At 44.5% G+C, this 17454-nt stretch carries 13 protein-coding genes; 12 read left to right on the forward strand and 1 reads right to left on the reverse strand.

All coding sequences use genetic code 11. The annotated features are described in order from the left end of the window. Nucleotides 1-130 precede the first annotated feature (130 nt). The 10 genes from I2D69_RS11245 to I2D69_RS11290 all read left to right on the forward strand — a co-directional run bounded on the left by I2D69_RS11245 (nucleotide 131) and on the right by I2D69_RS11290 (nucleotide 13773). On the forward strand, nucleotides 131-1483 hold the full coding sequence (locus I2D69_RS11245; RefSeq protein WP_148461577.1) for an SLC13 family permease: 1353 nt from the start codon (nucleotides 131-133) through the stop codon (nucleotides 1481-1483). 168 nt (nucleotides 1484-1651) lie between these two features. Then, on the forward strand, nucleotides 1652-2260 hold the full coding sequence (locus I2D69_RS11250) for a cytidylate kinase-like family protein (protein WP_148461578.1): 609 nt from the start codon (nucleotides 1652-1654) through the stop codon (nucleotides 2258-2260). Nucleotides 2261-2422: 162 nt separating this feature from the next. After that, entirely contained in the window at nucleotides 2423-2815 is a 393-nt protein-coding gene (locus I2D69_RS11255) for a DUF6483 family protein (protein ID WP_148461579.1), read from the forward strand. A gap of 183 nt (nucleotides 2816-2998) precedes the next feature. Next, nucleotides 2999-5551: a transglutaminase-like domain-containing protein gene (locus I2D69_RS11260; protein ID WP_195379918.1), complete on the forward strand. Its 2553-nt coding sequence runs from the start codon at nucleotides 2999-3001 to the stop codon at nucleotides 5549-5551. Continuing rightward, a complete protein-coding gene (locus I2D69_RS11265) occupies nucleotides 5548-6348 on the forward strand; it encodes a TraX family protein (RefSeq protein ID WP_195379919.1) in 801 nt (266 codons plus the stop codon). The genes I2D69_RS11260 and I2D69_RS11265 overlap by 4 nt, the downstream gene beginning before the upstream one ends. 704 nt (nucleotides 6349-7052) lie before the next feature. Further along, complete coding sequence (locus I2D69_RS11270; protein WP_173719603.1) at nucleotides 7053-8471, forward strand: Wadjet anti-phage system protein JetA family protein; 1419 nt, start codon at nucleotides 7053-7055, stop codon at nucleotides 8469-8471. Further along, nucleotides 8431-9048 (forward strand): DUF4194 domain-containing protein, encoded by a 618-nt coding sequence (locus tag I2D69_RS11275; RefSeq protein WP_118583732.1) that lies wholly within the window; start codon nucleotides 8431-8433, stop codon nucleotides 9046-9048. The genes I2D69_RS11270 and I2D69_RS11275 overlap by 41 nt, the downstream gene beginning before the upstream one ends. After that, nucleotides 9017-12355, forward strand: coding sequence for an SbcC/MukB-like Walker B domain-containing protein (locus I2D69_RS11280; RefSeq protein WP_195379920.1), 3339 nt, complete (start codon nucleotides 9017-9019; stop codon nucleotides 12353-12355). The genes I2D69_RS11275 and I2D69_RS11280 overlap by 32 nt, the downstream gene beginning before the upstream one ends. Before the next feature lie 278 nt (nucleotides 12356-12633). Next, entirely contained in the window at nucleotides 12634-12933 is a 300-nt protein-coding gene (locus tag I2D69_RS11285; protein ID WP_173717214.1) for a hypothetical protein, read from the forward strand. Nucleotides 12934-13089: 156 nt separating this feature from the next. After that, on the forward strand, nucleotides 13090-13773 hold the full coding sequence (locus I2D69_RS11290) for a DNA alkylation repair protein (RefSeq protein WP_195379921.1): 684 nt from the start codon (nucleotides 13090-13092) through the stop codon (nucleotides 13771-13773). Nucleotides 13774-13978: 205 nt separating this feature from the next. On the opposite strand, the gene I2D69_RS11295 is transcribed toward I2D69_RS11290, so the two are convergent. Next, nucleotides 13979-15781, reverse strand: a complete 1803-nt coding sequence (locus tag I2D69_RS11295; RefSeq protein ID WP_195379922.1) for an alpha-amylase family glycosyl hydrolase — start codon at nucleotides 15779-15781, stop codon at nucleotides 13979-13981. A gap of 395 nt (nucleotides 15782-16176) precedes the next feature. On the opposite strand from I2D69_RS11295, the gene I2D69_RS11300 reads away from it, so the two are divergent. Both I2D69_RS11300 and spoIIID read left to right on the forward strand, forming a co-directional pair. Continuing rightward, nucleotides 16177-16857: a hypothetical protein gene (locus I2D69_RS11300; protein ID WP_195379923.1), complete on the forward strand. Its 681-nt coding sequence runs from the start codon at nucleotides 16177-16179 to the stop codon at nucleotides 16855-16857. A gap of 252 nt (nucleotides 16858-17109) precedes the next feature. Next, nucleotides 17110-17391, forward strand: coding sequence for a sporulation transcriptional regulator SpoIIID (gene spoIIID, locus I2D69_RS11305; RefSeq protein WP_195379924.1), 282 nt, complete (start codon nucleotides 17110-17112; stop codon nucleotides 17389-17391). The last annotated feature ends 63 nt before the right edge of the window (nucleotides 17392-17454 follow it).

Consider the following 17454-nt stretch of genomic DNA (forward strand, 5'->3'; position numbering starts at 1 on the left):
ATGTAAACAAACGTATATGATTGGAGGTATGGCACTATATGTTACTTAATATTTTTATAGGAGTAATGATTGTTGCAGCCATTGCTGTCGGTATCTGGATGGCATGGTTTGACAGTCATGGAGGAAAGAAATGATAGCACAGATTTTTGCAGTAGTAATTTTCCTGGCGATGTTCATTCTGATCATCACAGAAGTATGGGAAAGACATATTGTTACGCTGGGATGTGCGCTCCTTACATTGATTCTTGTATTTGGAATCTGTATGCACAGCCCCTCAGCAATTATTGAAACACTGAACATACATAGTATTTTTTCACCGGGATTCTGGCACACAGCAGGTGAAGCAAGCGAAGCTTCTGCTGGAATCAACTGGGAAACTATCGTGTTCATCGCTGGTATGATGATCATGGTAGAAGGCATGGCAAACTCCGGATTTTTCCGCTGGTTATGCATGAAGATCGCGAAATTGGTTAAATACCAGATCATCCCGATCTTTATCACATTTATGCTCCTGTCCTTTGTACTTGCTATGTTTATCGATAGTATCACCGTAATCCTGTTCCTTGCAGCGGTTACCGTAGAATTGTCACAGCTGCTGAAATTTAATCCGGTACCAATGATCCTTGCAGAGATTTTCTGCGCCAACCTTGGTGGATCCGCAACCATGTGCGGAGATCCGCCGAACATTATCATTGGAACATCACTTGGATTTTCCTTTGCAGATTTCGTGACAAACACAGGTCTTATCGCGGTGATCGCACTGGTACTGGTTGTAATCTATTTTTACTTTATTTTCCGCAAAGAGCTTACCGAAAATGCGGGAAAAATTGATCCGTCTACGTTACCGGATCCGGAAGAAGCGATTGTAAGCAAGAAGGGCTTCACCATCAGCTGTGTGATCTTCCTCTGCGCTGTTGTCCTTCTGGTAACACATTCCCAGACAGGGCTTACCGTATCCTGTATCGGTGTATTTATCGCAGCAGTGACACTGATCACTTCCGGAAAAGATGCTTTGGACCTTCTGAAAAAGGTTGATTACAAGACACTGCTGTTCTTCGTAGGACTTTTCGTAGTTGTTGGCGGTCTGGAGCAGACCGGTATCCTTACGATCCTGGCTGGATTTATTGGAAAAGTCAGCGGCGGAAACCTGATGGTAATGATCGCCATCATTATCTGGGTATCTGCTATCGCAAGTGCATTTATTGATAACATTCCGTTTGCAGCTACCATGATCCCGGTTATTGACAGTCTAGCAGCCGCACAGGGAGTTGATATTTCCATTCTGGCATGGGCTCTTGCAATGGGTACTGACATCGGCGGAAGTGCAACCCCGATCGGAGCTTCTGCAAACGTAGTCGGTATCGCAACAGCAGCCAAGAGCGGTCACATGATCAAATGGGGAAAATACTGCAAGGCAATGGCACCTGCCACGATCCTGGTTGTCCTCGTTTCCATGCTGATGATTTATGCTAGATATTTATAATGCCATAAGGGGGAAGTGTAGAACTGTCAATTATCAGAGAAAAAGCAGTGCCAAAGATCTGGCATGCCATGAATAACTGACAGTTGGTCTTGCCCGCTTTTAACGGCATTTTATCCGGAAAAATCCGTGAAACAAGAGCGGATTTCTCTGGTTAGAAGGGAGGATACCATGAAAACACAAAAACAGGTGATCATTTCCATCGGACGAGAGTTCGGAAGCGCAGGCCATGAAATTGCAGAGCGAATCGCCAAGCGCTATGGACTTTCTTTATACGATCACAATCTTTTACGCGAGGTGGCAGACAGCCATAACGTAAATCCAGAAGAGCTGGAAATCTTTGACGAGATGAAGCACAACAAATTTCTTTACCGCACAGTGAAAGGAATGAGCAGTTCTCCGGCAGACAACGTTGCTATGATGCAGTTCAATTTTCTTCGGGAAAAGGCTGAAAAAGGAGAATCCTTTGTAGTTGTAGGACGTTGCTCTGAGACAATCCTGAAGGATTATGAGGGCCTGATTTCCATCTTCATTATTGGAGACATGGATCAGAAAATTGCCCGTGTAGCCCGTCTTTATGGAAAAACCGATAAAGAAGCTGAGCGCTTTATCAAAGAGAAAGACAGAAAGAGAAAGAAATACCACGACAGTCATTGCAATTCCAAATGGTCAGATTCCCATACCTATGATCTGAGTCTGAACAGCAGCACTCTTGGCGTGGAGGGAAGCGTTGAATTTCTTTCATCTTATATTGACAAAAGGATATCAAAAATGAAATAATAAGCTTAATGACAAAGGTTCTGCCAGGACGCATACAAGTGTCAGGGCGGAACCTTTGTGGTTTTTGTGGCCGCAGTCAGTAAGAGTAGTCAGAAATAGTTCTGATGTTGGGAAGGTGCTACCCTAAAGCCACGAACTCTCATTTATCCAGGAGGAAAATTTATGTTCACTGATGACGAAAAAGACTACATTATGCGTATGATCAAAGAGATTGCCCGTGTCCTTGCCAGCGTCATGCTTGGGAAAAAATATGTCCAGGTGGAATTGCCGGTAGAATCCAAATATCAGATTTCCGGAGACAAGCTTCACCATATGAAAACCATGGTGGACAGAGGCGAGATCAACGAGGCAGAGAACGAACTTCTTGACCGGATCGATTACGCTGACAAAGAAGCTCTGGCAGAAGCTATGTTTTTCTACGAATATGCTGCATCCAAAGGGGATGAATTTCTGGAAGCGCACAACTATTCCCTGGAGGAAATAAGGGATGGGATCCAGCAGCTGGCAGAAGATGCTGGATATGGAAATATTATAAATATGCTTGATATAAAATAGAATCTCTTGTGATATATGAAATACTGCGATTTTATTAAGTCTGCGCCCAAAAGTATTTTTGCCAAGTGGGAGCGCCATAGGCGTGGAACAGCTGACTTTCCTATATGGAGATGTCGCCGACAGGCGGCATGTCCGTTTAGAGTGAAATTGTGATCACGCTTAAAATGATGAGGAGATTATAAGATGTTTCTTGAAAAAAACAGAGACCGGATAGAAAAAGACTTTGAAGATTTTTCCAGGGAACTGCCAGGAAAAGCGGAAGAGATAAAGAAGAGAATGGAAGCACTAAGTCCTGATATTGTGATCGGAATGAAATATCTGTACAGCAATATGCCCTACAGCGATGTGGGAAACTATACCTTTGACACTTATCTGGATTATGTGCAGCAGGGAATCTATCTCTGGGAAAATTCCCATTATGTAAAGAATTATCCAGAGCTTTATTTCCTGAATTACGTGCTTTTTCATCGGACAAATGATGAAGAAATCAAACCATGCCGTACCTATTTCTGGAAAAAAATAAAGGATAAGGTCCAGGGGAAGGCCATGGTGGAAGCTGCACTGGAAATCAATCACTGGTGTGCGGGAGAAGTGATGTACCAGGGAACGGACATGCGTACCGGCTCCGCACTGGAAATTTACAGAAGCGGTGTAGGCCGCTGTGGTGAGGAAGCCGTCTTTGTGGTAAATGTAATGCGAAGTGCCGGAATCCCTGCAAGACCAGTGTATGTGCCGAGATGGTCCCACTGTGATGACAACCACGCCTGGGTAGAGGTCTGGTGCGATGGCGACTGGCATTATCTGGGAGCTTGCGAGCCAGAAGCTGTTCTGGACAAGGGCTGGTTTACCAATGCAGCATCCAGGGCCATGATGATCGGCTCCAGATGGTATGACCGCGCTATGCCAGACGAAAAAGTGATCGGAAAAGACGGAATGAACCGGATCATCAATCTTCTTGGTAAATATGCCAAAACCAGGTGGATCACTATTACAGTGGAAGATCTGGATGGAACTCCGGCTGCTGGGGCAAAAGTACGGGCTGAGGTAATGAACTATGGGGAATTTTCCCCGATTGCAATAATGGAAGCAGACAAAAATGGCTGTATTTCCTTTGAAACCGGTTTTGGAAGCCTGCTGATCTGTGCTGTTTATGATGGTGCTTACGGGGAAAAGGTAATCGACACAAGAGAGGACGACCATTTTACCTGTACTCTTGGTGAGGAATATGAAGATGAGCTTTGGGTGGATTTTGACATGAATGCACCGGAGGATACCGGCAGAATAAGCTGGAATATTACCCAAGAACAGGAAGAAGAGAATAATCGCCGGATTGCCGCTGAGGCAGAACACTGTCGACGTAAGATTGAGAAATTCCAGCCGCTGTGGAAGCGCTGCCTTTTTGGACATACCATGAAGGAAGTGGAGCCTATGATGGCTGTTTTGTCTGAGAAAGATAGAAGGGATGCTTTTCCAGAAGTGCTGGAGGGCCATTATCAGGAGGCCTCGGTTTATCGCGAATTTAATCCAGATGAGATTTACATTCCATATGTATGGAATCCCCGCGTGGAAAATGAGGTTCTTACCAGGTGGAGAAAGAAGATCCTGGGCTATTTTGACAAGGGGCAGAGGGATGCCTTTGAAGCAGATCCCAAGAGCATCTGGACCTGGATCGAAGAGAACATTTCAGTCCGCAATGACAAAGAGCGCCTGACTGCATACACCACTCCTGGTGCAGCACTGGAGCTTGGAATTGCCGGAGAGAAATCCCACAAGGTGCTTTTCGTGGCAATCGCCAGAACTCTGGGAATCCCGGCACGTCTGAATCCTGCTGATGGAGCTATTGAATATTGGGATGGAATGAGGTTTGTAGCAGTATTGGAAGAGAGCCGGAAGGAATCCCATCTTACAGTCTTCGCCGGGGAAAAAGGGGACTGGAATTATTTCCAGAACTGGACCATTGCGGTGACAGACGGAAGAGGATACCTTACCCTGGATTTCAGCGACCGCAAGTGGGAAGCTGGAAAACTGGAATTGGATATTATGCCGGGAGATTACCGGATCCTGACTGGAAACCGTCTGCCAAATGGAAACATTCTGGGAAAAAGATACGATTTTCATATTGAAAAAGATGAGACGAAGCGGGTGGAACTGGAGCTTCGGGAGTATTGTCTGAAGGAAATGTTCAACCGTCATTCCATTCCGGATTCCAAGCTGACCGATCGGGCTGGAAATCAGGTGCTGGTGTCTGAATTGACGGGAAGAAGGCGCTGCGAACTGTCTGATGCAGAGCACATAGATGTTCCTTGCAAGGCAGACGAAGGGCTGGATGCGGCTGTAGCCTTTGGAGACGCTGCCAAACGGGAGAATAGTCTGGTTGCGCGCAATATTCTCTTCTGGTTAGAAGAGGGCCGCGAGCCTACCGAGCACATCCTCAATGAAATGATGGATTTGAAAGAAAAATATGAAAAAATCCAAAAGCAGGTTATATTTATCCTTCGCAGTAAAGATTCTTTAAAGAATGCTACTATGGTGAAATGTCTGGAACTGTTCCCTGAAATTCAGGTGTACTTCCACGATTTCGGCAAGGACAAGGAAATGACCGCCCGCCGCATGTACGTAGATTCCGAGAAGCTGCCGCTTATGGTCATTACCGAAGGCCCTTGCCAGGGCATTTTTGCAGCAGCTGGATACTCTGTGGGTATGGCGGATATGCTGATGAGGATTTTTGAGGCATGAACCGGGACCAGATTAAATATGCAGCCATGTTTACCATGCTATTAAACCATATTGCAAACATTTTCCTGGAACCAGGTACCTTCCTTTTTGAGGTGATGGTGGACGTGGGTTATTTTACCGCTATCACTATGTGCTACTTTCTGGTAGAAGGCTACGGCTACACCCGCTCCAAAGAGAAATACGGCAAACGGCTTCTGCTGTTTGCCCTGATCTCCGAAATTCCCTTCTGTCTTGCATTTACAGAAGAAGGAACCATCAGTTTCGTAAACATGAACATGCTATTCACCCTTTTTCTATGCTTTTTGATTCTTTATGCAATGGAAAAGATCCCTTCAGGAACCCGGCGGATACTCTGCATCTTGGGCCTGGTATTTGCCTCCGCCTACAGTGACTGGGCCCTTCTTGCCCCCATCTTCACCTACTGGTTCGCAAGCGGTGGCCTCCGGGATGCACAGGGGAAAATGCTGCCAGCCGGCGGCCGGAATGCTGATCAGAAAAGCCATCTGGCTGGCGGCCAGAATCCTGAACGAAAAAAACTTTTATGGAAGGTTTTCGGAAAGGCAATGCTGTTCTTTGGTCTGTTAAACCTTGTAGAAAACATGGAGCAGACCACTCCTGCCAGGGCTGTTATCCAGTCCCTCGGCGCCACCGCCGGAATTTTGCTCTCAGCACTTTGCATCATCTATCTCTACAACGGAAAGCGCTCCGAAAAACATCGAACCTTTTCTAAGTGGTTCTTCTACATTTTTTATCCGGCACATTTGCTAATATTAGGTATATTGAGAATTGCTATTTAATTGGTTGGTCGTTATCCCGGACGCGATTTCACAATGTATATTCACCGCCGCGCGTCGCAACGTTCCGGCAAGCTAATGACTAACTACGACTAAGACGCTCAGGAGAGCCTTCGCGCCTAAGTCTCCGTAAGTCATGGATCTCGCCTCCACTAAAACCGCTCCTGAAATGCGCGGCTTGCGAATATACATTGCAAAATCGCTGGTTACTGAAAAGGGAAGAAAGAAACAGTAACGACAACAACGGGGGTGGGGTGAAGTAGTTGGTATCCCGCAACTTTATTGGTTTTTCTAATCTATCGTTGTCAAGAAAGTATCGGGAAACCAATCACTCCCCCTCCCCTTCGTTAAAAGTTCTTGCCAACCAGCAAGTTCCAGCCGACACACAGCATTTGGGCAATGTGTATTACTCCAGCGAGCCATTTCAGGCGCGCCCTTAGCGCAAGCGAAATCCAGCGCTTACGGAGACTTATGCGTGAGGGCTCTCCCGAACGCATTAGTCGCAGTTAGCGATTAGTTTGCTGGAGCGTTGCGCCGGCGAGAGAGTAATACACATTGTCCAAATGCGTCCCTCCTGAAGAACTTTTAACACACTAAATAGCAACTGAGAAAACCTTGTACAATAAAACCGGCTATGCTAAAATAAAGAAAGATTTCAGGGACAAAGCAGTTTGTCCCTTGTTTTACGTTTAAAGAAAGGACACCCTATGTTTCACATAATCCCCGACAACTTTTTTGTCCCATTATCTTCTCCAAACCGAATTGTATACTGGGAATGTATCAGCCGCCTTTTTGCCATTATGGAACACCAGTTCTCCTTTGGCGTGGAAAGAGAAGTGCTGGTAGACGAGCTGGAATTTTATTTTGGACAGGAAAATGCGGCCCAGCTGGTGGAAGAAGAATTCCAGGCTGATGACAGCCGAAGCCGGGCTAACGGCATTTTGCGCCGCCTGGAATACTACGGCTGGATCGAAGTGGAAACAGACAAAAGCTACGTACAGCGTGTAAACTTCAAGGAATACGCTGTGAAAATAATCAAAACACTCCTGGATATCGCAGATGGGAAACAAATTGAATACCAGGGGTACATTTATACCATCTACAGTCTGGTAAAAGGCACCATGGATAAGCCGGGTATCGTGCTCATGCAGATCTGGGAAAACACTGACTACCTGATCACTGGTCTGAAAAACCTCAATTCCAACATCAAACACTACATTGATGACCTTACCAGACACAGCACGGTTGCCCAGATTATGGATGCACTGTTTAACGACTACATTACCAATATTGTAGACAAAGCCTACCACCGCCTGTTGACTTCTGACAATGTTTCCAAGTTTCGTCCGGAAATTATGCAGTGCCTGGAGAAAAAAAGCCACAATGAGGAATTTCTGGAAAAGGCATCTGCAGAGATTGCAGCTATCCGGGAGGTTTCCGAGGAAGAGGGGCGGGAACTGACCTACCGTTATCTTCACGAAATTATTGAGGCTTTCCGCAATATGGACGAGATTCTTCAGGAAATCAACCAGAAAAATACCCAGTACCAGCGAGCTGCCATCAACCGTGCTAAATTTCTCCTGGCAGGAAATGAAGATGTGCGGGGGCAGTTGAAAGAAATACTCATGGGAATTAATGAAGAAATCAACCGGGAAAATATGGATCTTGGGGGAATCTACCGCATTGATTTTCTGGATGATCTGGTGCGTATTTGCCAGTGTTCTATTCTGGAACAAAGTTCTCTGTATCTGGCAGTAGAAGGGAAAAAGGAATTCATCCCCTCCAGTCTGGAGAATGAGGAACCAGACGAAGAGCTTCGCCGTGAGAAAATGAGAAAGATGGCAGAAAAGATCCGGAAAGTGATCAGTGTAGAGAAAATTCAGAACTACGTAAACCGTTATCTGGCGGAAAAAGATGAGCTGGAAGCAAGCCAGCTTCCTCTCAATAATGAAGAGGATTTTATCAAACTGATCTATGTGCGCCTTTACGGTCAGCGCAAAAATATGGGATATGTAATAGAAACTCTGGAAGAACGGGAAGTAAACGGCTACCGTTTCAAAGATTTTCGGATACGGAGGAGAGAAAATGGAATATCTGGAAGGAATGCTGCAAAAAGAAAAGGATAATTTCAGCAGGGTTTGCAACCGTCTTCTGGGAACCTGCTTTTTGTGCAAAGGAAACCAGAATACCAAAGCAGATTATTATTTTGTGCTGAAATACAGGAAAGAATTTAAAGAATATCTGGGCGTTCTTGGCTATCGCCTTGAGATAAACGAGGAATATGGAGTGATTCAGCTGACCAGTCCGAGAGGGTATAACCGGATGAATCTGAAGCTTTATGATTCCATTGTACTTCTGATCCTGCGAATCCTTTACGATGAAAAGAAGCGTGAGCTTTCCGCAATAGAGGAGGTAATCGTGAACCTTGGAGACATTCAGGATAAGTTTGTGAGTCTTAATATCCGTGACAGATTAATCGACAAAACCACCATGCGAAATGCCCTGAGCCTGTTCCGAAGATATCAGATCGTGGAGCTTCTGGATAAGGATATGGGAGATGAAGAATCTCGTGTTCTGATTTACGACTCCATTCTGATGGTGGTACGTGCAGAAGACATTAAGGCAGCATATGAGAAACTGGAGACATACAGAAAGGGAAGAAACGAAAGCGATGAAGAAACTGACGAGGATGAAGCTGATTAACTGGCACAGGTTTAATAACTGTACCATAGAGTTTGGAGATTCTACTCTTTTATCTGGTGAAAACGGTGCTGGAAAATCCACTCTTCTGGACGCAATCCAGTTTGTGATCATCTGTTCCACCGGTTATTTTAACAAGGCGGCCCACGAGAATGGTAAGCGAAGGCTTACCGGATATATCCGCTGTAAAACAGGAAAAGAAAACCAGCCTTATGAGCGTACCGGCGAGATCAGCGCTCATGTTGCCCTGGAATTTTATGAGGAAAGCAAGGATAAATATTTCATTATCGGTGCTGTTGTGGATTCTGCTTCTGAGGGCCAGGAGACTACAGTGCGGTATCTGATGGAGAATACCAGGATCTCAGATGATCTTTTCCTGTACGGAAACCAGGTGAAATCCATTGCAGAATTCCGTGGTTCCAACATTGATATCCGCCAGTGGTGCAAGACCAATGTGGAAGCCCGTAGAATGGTCACAGCAAGACTTGGAAGGATTGAAGATAAGTTCTTTCGTCTGATTCCAAAAGCGCTTGCATTTAAGCCAATCGACGATATTAAGGACTTTGTTTACTCTTACGTGCTGGATGAAAAAGAAGTCAATATTGATGTACTTCGGGAGAATGTGCGTACTTATCAGGATATGGAACGTACCCTTGATAACGTGAAAAAACGCATGAAAAAACTGAAAAAAATACAGGAATTGTACCAGCGTGTACAGGAGCGTATTGAAAAGGACAGGATGTACGAGTATTTCCTGAAACGTAGTGATCTGGAGCTTGTGGAAGGACAGCTTTCCAGTCTGGAAACTGCCAGAAAGAACGAAGAAATCCGTCTTTCCCAGGCGAAAGCCCAGTTGGAAATGCTTCAGAAAGAGCGCTCTGAAAAGCAGGAAATTGCCACAAATATTCGTGTAGAACTGCGTCATAACCAGGAATTTGTAGCTTTGGAAGAGGAGAAAAAAGAGCTGAAAAGGCTTCGGGATAAGAGACAGGAAGCTATGAATGAGGAGACGGAATTGAAGAAGAGCGTGGCTCAGGCGGCCAGGGACTGCGAGAGTTTGTTACGGACTATAGAGGCAGGGAACACTTCCAGATATTCTGCAGCAGTTTCTACCGAAATGAGTCAGTCTGCAAATGCAGAAAATGGAACTGGCGCAGATTTCGCTTCCTGTATCCGTGAATACCGGAAAAAACTTCAAACTCTGGATGGTGATATCAATGTAACAGAAATAAAGAGCCTTACAGATGATGTGATCCATTTCAAACAGATGCGCTATGGAGAACTGCAGGAAGAGCAGGCGCAGCTGAAGATCCGGCTTAACCAGAACCAGACAGAATGGGAGAAATTAAGCAAAAAGATCAATAAACTGAAACGCAAAAAGCTGACTTATCCATCTGGGGTAGAGCTTCTTGTGGAGTCTGTACAGGAAGAATTTGCGGGTATTGGAAGAGAAATCCAGCCTGGAGTGTTCTGCGAAATGCTGGAAATTAAGGATGAGGAATGGCGAAACGCAGTGGAGGGGTATCTGAATACGCAGCGTTTTTACGTGCTTGTAGAACCGGAGAACTTCGATATTGCACTTGGTATTTATGACCGTCTTCGAAGAGAGAAAAAAGTTTACGGAGTAGGTCTGATCAACACGAAAGATCTGGAAAAATACGACACTGCTCCTGCTGGAACTCTGGCAGAAGTAGTCATATCCCAGAACAAATATGCCCGTCAGTACAGCAACATGCTCCTTGGAAAAGTACAGATGTGCGAGCGTTACGAAGACCTGAAAAAGTATTCTGTTTCTATCACAAAGGGCTGTATGAGATATCAGAACTGTGTGGCAAGTGCCATCAAACCAGAGGTATTTCGTGTGCCGTTTATCGGCAAAAATGCTTTTACCGTACAGCTGGCACAGGCTGAAGAAGAATTTCAGAAGCTTAGTGAAACAATGGAAAATCAGGAGAAAAAGCTGTCTGACACAAAAGAGATTCTGGGACTTCTTTCTACAGAAAGTGACGTGGATATTAAGTACCGTCTGGATGTGATCGCTACCCTTCGTATGTTAAATAAATCCATTGATAAATGTGAGGAAAATATACGAAAACTGAAAGAAAATTCCACCCTGATCCAGAAGCAGCTGCAGCTGGATGAGCTGGAAAAAGTGCTTAGGGGATCGGATTACACCATCAGCTCCGACACGGAAAAAATCGGTGGAATGCGTGCCCGGATCCAGGATTTGGTTGCCAGAAAACAGACACTTCTGGAAAAACAGATTACCGGAAAGAGTGAGGTAACCGCTCTTGCAGCAGATGCGGGAGAACGTTTAAATAGCTGGAATCTGGAATATAAGGAGGCTCTGGGAGTAAGATCAATTGAGCAGTTTCAAAGTGAATATTTTTATAAACTGCCTTCTAATAAGAGAAAATATAACAGCGAGAGATGTCAGATTGCCAAAGACAATATGATAAATGCCATGGTGGAATATAAGACCGAGCATGATTTTGGTGCAGCTGCCAGTCTGGAAGGTTTTCCTGAATTTGAGGCGGTGTATGAACGTTTGAAAAACTCTGAACTTCTTGATTATGAGGAGAAAGTACAGTCTGCCCATAAAGCGGCAGAAACAGAATTTCATGAGCAGTTTCTGGCGAAATTACAGGAGAATATGAAGCTTGCACAGGGGGAATTTAAGGAACTGAACAAGGCGTTAAAGGGCATTGATTTTAGCAGTGAACGCTATGAATTCCAGTTTATGCCAAGTAAGAAATACCGCAATTATTATGAAATGATCATGGATGATTTCAATGTGACACAAGGCGAATCCCTGTTTTCGGGAATTTTCCATGAGGCTCATAAGGATGTAATCGAGGAGCTGTTTGAACAGCTTTCGGTAAGTGGAGATAACAGTGCACAGGCTCTTGACGAGTTTACGGATTACCGTACTTACATGGATTATGACATTAAGATCATTCATAATGACGGCACCTATTCTTACTATTCCAAGGTATGTGAAGAGAAGAGCGGCGGTGAGACACAGACCCCGTTTTATGTGACAGTGGCAGCCTCTTTTGTGCAGCTTTACAGCAACAATATCGGGGGCGAGGCAGCTGGTCTGGTGTTGTTTGATGAGGCCTTTAACAACATGGATGATGAAAGAATTGGCGGCGTTCTGGAGTTCCTGAGACGCCTTCCACTTCAGCTGATCATTGCCGCCCCGCCGGATAAGATCCAGTATATCGGTCCGGCTATGGATGAAGTGATGCTTGTAATGACAGATCAGAAGCGGAGTTATGTGGAGGAATATCACAATGCAGTATGCTAGCTGGTATTAGAGCGTGTTTGAAAAATCATTCCCACAAATTGGGGCGTGCAGATTGCAGAAAGCCTTTTTCAAACACGCTCTAGAGAACCTGCTGGATTACAGATGGATCCTGAAATTAACAGTTGCGCACAGATAGCTGAGGTATTAAAATATATGAAAATAACACAGCTGAAGCTGGGACAGGAATGCCAGCATGTCTGATAAGAATGCTTTTGAGTGGTGAGTAGAGTTCACAACAGCCTTCTGTGAGCACAGCTGCAAAAAAGGAGGTACCGCATATGACAACATTGGAAATTCTGGACCGTCTGCAAGGTGATGCGCTGAAAGATGGTGAACTTCGAAAAAAGCTTTTGGCAACCCGTTTGGAAAAGGATCCTCTCACTGTTTTTTGCAGATTATGCAGGGAACTTGGCTATGAATTGTATGAAATGGACCTGGTATCTGCCGGAGAAGACTTCTATGCCACCATGCGCCGCAGTACCAATGGTGGCGGAGAAAACTCCCCGAAGCTGGAGGGGGAAGATGACTTCTATGAGCTTTTGATGGCAAGCCTGGAGGCAGCGGAGAAAGCAGAATAGAATTGGCTCAAATTGACATCAACTATGAGTGTTTTAGGTAAGCCAAAAGCATTACACAAAGCATTATGTAAACTAAAAGGACGACAGTTGAAAACCCAAATTTCGTTGAAAATTAGAGGGAAATGTCTGTTATAGATTGAAAAACAGGGAGTATGTATGGCAGAATTAACGGAATTGCAGAAGCAGTTATTCGAATTACAGGATATAAAATATCGGGATTTCCACAGCAAATTAATGCCCGAAACAGCCAAGGAAAAGATTATTGGAATCCGTACTTCTGTGCTTCGGAAGTTTGCAAGAGTATTCGCCGGTACTCCGGAATCAGAGGACTTTTTGCAGCAGCTTCCTCACCAGTTTTATGAGGAAAATAATCTTCATATGATGCTGATCACTGGGATAAAGGACTATCCGAAATGTATGGAAGAGGTACTGCGATTCCTGCCCTATATCGACAACTGGGCCACCTGTGATTTCCCAGAGCCAAAGTGTTTCCGTAAGAACAAAGAGGCAGTACTGGAAGAGGTGAAAAAGTGGATCAAATCCTCTGAAACCTACACCATTCGTTATGGAATCGGTATGCTTATGCGCCTTTTTCTGGACGAGGATTTTTCCCCGGAGTATCTTGAAATGACAGCTGGCGTACAATCACAGGAATATTATGTAAACATGATGATCGCCTGGTATTTTGCCACCGCGCTGGCCAAGCAATGGGATGCTGCAGTTCCTTATATTGAGCAGCACAGACTGTCGGACTGGGTACATAAAAAGACTATCCAGAAGGCAGTGGAAAGCTATCGGATTACGTCTGAACAGAAGGAATATTTGAAAGGCTACCGCTAAAAATATGATTTTATGGTTTAGAGCCTGTTTGAAAAATCATTCCCACAAATTGTGACGCACATCTTGCAGAAAGCCTTTTTCAAACACGCTCTAGCGATTGAGAAATGAAAAACGCCAGAATGAAAAGCTTTATCATGCGGTAAAGCGAATTTCATTCTGGCGTTTTGTATTTATGCAGGCATAAGATCCTGGTGGCTGCCGCAAATCAGCGGAAGCTCTTCAGCCAGTTCACCAGGGAATCATGCCAGATATTGTCATAAACGGTTTTCTTCATCTGGTCGGTTACCGGTCCATTGTTTGCCATTTTCGCAAGGATTCCGGCTTGAAGCTCTTCTACGGTCATGTCCTCTGGGGACTTGGACCAGTCTACGGTTATCTGAGATTTTTCGGAGGCTGGTTCGGATGCGGTAGTAGTATTAGATGTTGTACCATTAGCTGCTTTTTCAGAAGCATTTGCGGTGCAATCAGAGTTACCTACAGTAGTCGCAACTGTTTCCTTTATGCTGTCCGTATTCGCAGCATTTTTCAGTGCCTGGGAGGTCGGAGTTGTATTTTGCTCTGCGACAGTGGCAGCAGCTTCCTCTTTTGTCTGGTCTTCGTTGTCAGCCTTAACTGTTGTATTAGTAGTTTCCGGTGTCTTTGCATTCATCTCTACCGGCTTATACTCTGGCATATCCCCAGCCGGAACCCAGATATTTCCGCTGTTTCCGGCAACGGTTACATGAATGCGTCCATTTTCTACAGAAACTTTTTCACCGGTCAGAGTACCTACATATTCAGCTGCATTTCCAGCAGCCAAATCCATAGAAGCGACATTGTCATCATTATTTACAGTGACGATCACACGCACCCCATCCAGGTCACGGGCAAAAGCATACTGGCGGTTGGTGAGCATAAGCTCTGCATAGCTTCCATAATTAAGAGCCGGTGTATTCTGGCGGACTTTTCCAAGAGCAGCAATAAGAGCTGTGCAAGGATTTTTCTCCACTGCGTCAGCGTAATCTGCAAGATTCAGTGCTGGTCTTAAGCTGTCATCGGAAGTGCGTTCTTTTTTGCCCTCAATTCCGAATTCGGAACCATAGTAAATACTTGGAACGCCCGGAAGGGTGTAGAGAAGCACATGAACCGGAGCAAAATGCGCCTTATTGGAAAGCTTGGTGTAAATACGTTCTACATCATGGTTGTCCACGAAATTATAAAGATCAAGGTCGCCCATGTTCTGCAGATATTTTACAGTGTGCGCGATCTCAAAATAGTTATGGTCATTGTGTCCGCTGTAAAGAGCCTTGTGAAGTGCATAGTTTGTAACACTGTGAAGGGTGCTGCCATTTACCCAGCGACTGTAATCGCCGTGGATGACTTCGCCCATCAGCCAGAAATCCGGCTTCACTTCCTCAGCGGTGCGGCGCAGCTGTTTCATAAAATCAAAGTCCAGAACGTCCGCAGCGTCAAGACGGATACCATCCACATCAAATTCAGAAACCCAGAAACGGATCACATCGCAGATGTAGTTCTGCACATCAGGATTACGCTGGTTTAATTTTACCAGAAGATTATATCCGCCCCAGTTTTCATAGGAAAAGCCATCGTTGTATTCGGTATTTCCAGAGAAGTTCACATTACAGTACCAGTTTACATAAGGTGAATTCTGTCGTTTCTCCTGAATATCTTTAAATGCGAAAAAGTCACGTCCGGTGTGGTTGAATACGCCATCAAAGATAACCTTGATCTCTTTTTCGTGGCAGGCTGCAACGAAATTCTTCAGATCCTTGTTGTCCCCCAGACGGGAGTCAAGCTTCCTGTAATCAGTAGTCTCATAACCATGTCCCACACTTTCAAATAAAGGACCAATATATAAAGCGGTGCACCCGATCTCTTTAATATGATCGATCCACGGAAGAAGTGTATTCAGCCTATGCACAGGCTCTCCATACTCATTCTGCTTCGGCGCCCCAGTCAAACCCAGTGGATAAATGTGATAAAAAACTGCCTCGTTATACCAACTCATGTCTAACACCTCTGTCGTTTAAAATAAATTTGTACATTCAACGTCTTCTATAATAGCAGATTTTAGGAGCTTATACCATATAAAAATATGATGATTCATGATACTCTGTAAGGACTGTTAAGAATTTTTTGAAAACGGAAAATATATTGAAAATTTTACTTAAGGGCGAAGGGGTAAAAATAGTGATTCGATATATAAAATGACGGAAGAACAGAAGAAAGCCTTTGTTGAGGCCTGATGGTAAACTATATTGACAAAACCTATTGATATACTATGAAAACAAGGGCATATTTTACAACAACATTAACGAAAGGAAAAACCACTTTCAAAAGCGGAAAAATGGCAGTGAAGAGCTGAAAGTTTCATGCTAAAGTGCAGAAGTGGCGGGCCATCAGATGAATAAAAGGATAGATCCAAGAATTTTTCATAAGAATACTGCAGAAGATTATCTTCGGGCAGCGATAGAGACAGCGAACTGGATCGACACGCTGGCGGTGAAGACAGAGTATGGAAGGATCTGGAAAGCGCTTCCGGAGGGACAGGAAGGATATCGTGAAGATGTTCCTATGTTTACGTCAAAAAGTATGTATGACGGTTCAGCTGGAATCGGAATTTTCATGATCCGTCTTTATGAAGCCACTAGTGATGAGAGATGGCTGAAAGAAGCAGAAGAAGCGGCTGCGCATATTATTGCTACGCAGGTTGGTTCTGAATGGTATCAACATACCTTACATTCGGATGTGAAAGGAATCATTCCTGTGCCGGGATGGGCGGCAGGATCTTATAATGGACCGGTAGGAGAAGCCTATTTCCTGGAGGATCTTTACCAGGTGACAAGAAAGCAGGAGTATCGCGATTTCGTGCTACGCACAGCGGATATTCTTATGGAGGCAGCTTCTCGAGATGAACGCGGATTGTTCTGGAGCGAGCAGGAGGATATTACTGCAGATGGCGGATTTATTGTTTTTCAGGATATTGTATATCGTCGCACTGGAATCCGGAAATATCTGGATTTTGCCAGTGAGGCAGCCGAACCTGGTACGACAGCTGGTGGAGAACCATTCCCACCAGAGTAGTAAGCTACCCGGGAATTTATGTAGGCGCAGCAGGATGCGGCTCTTCTTTACTGAGGGCTTACGCAGTGCTTACAGGAAAGAAACTGACTAATTTATATGAGTATCATTTTTTTGAGAAAATGTAATGTACTTTATAATATGTACGAAGGATATGGTAATTATTTAACTGCAAAATATTAAGGAACGTTTTCTTACATATAAATATAGCGCCTCAGCATACACTGTAAAAACAGCGTCGGCGGAGGCGTTTTTTTGAAAGAGTATATTGAAGAGCGGGCAGTAGAGATTGGAAATTATATTATCGAAACTAAGGCAACGGTAAGGCAGACTGCAAAAAGGTTTGGAATATCAAAGTCCACAGTACATAAGGACGTGACGACCAGGCTTGCAAGCTTAAATCCAGCACTTGCAAGGCAGGCCAGGGCTGTGCTGGAGGTGAATAAATCAGAGAGACATATCAGAGGTGGTTTAGCTACCAGGGAAAAGTATTTGCATCAACATATGCTGGAAAACAATCTGCACAAAAAAATATAAACTTTTTTGTAAAAAGTGCTTGACGATTCCTTGCGGCAGTGGTATAGTAAACAAGCTGTCGCA

The sequence above is a fragment of the Ruminococcus sp. D54t1_190329_F1 genome (assembly GCF_015551645.1).
GTDB lineage: Bacteria > Bacillota > Clostridia > Lachnospirales > Lachnospiraceae > Blautia_A > Blautia_A faecis.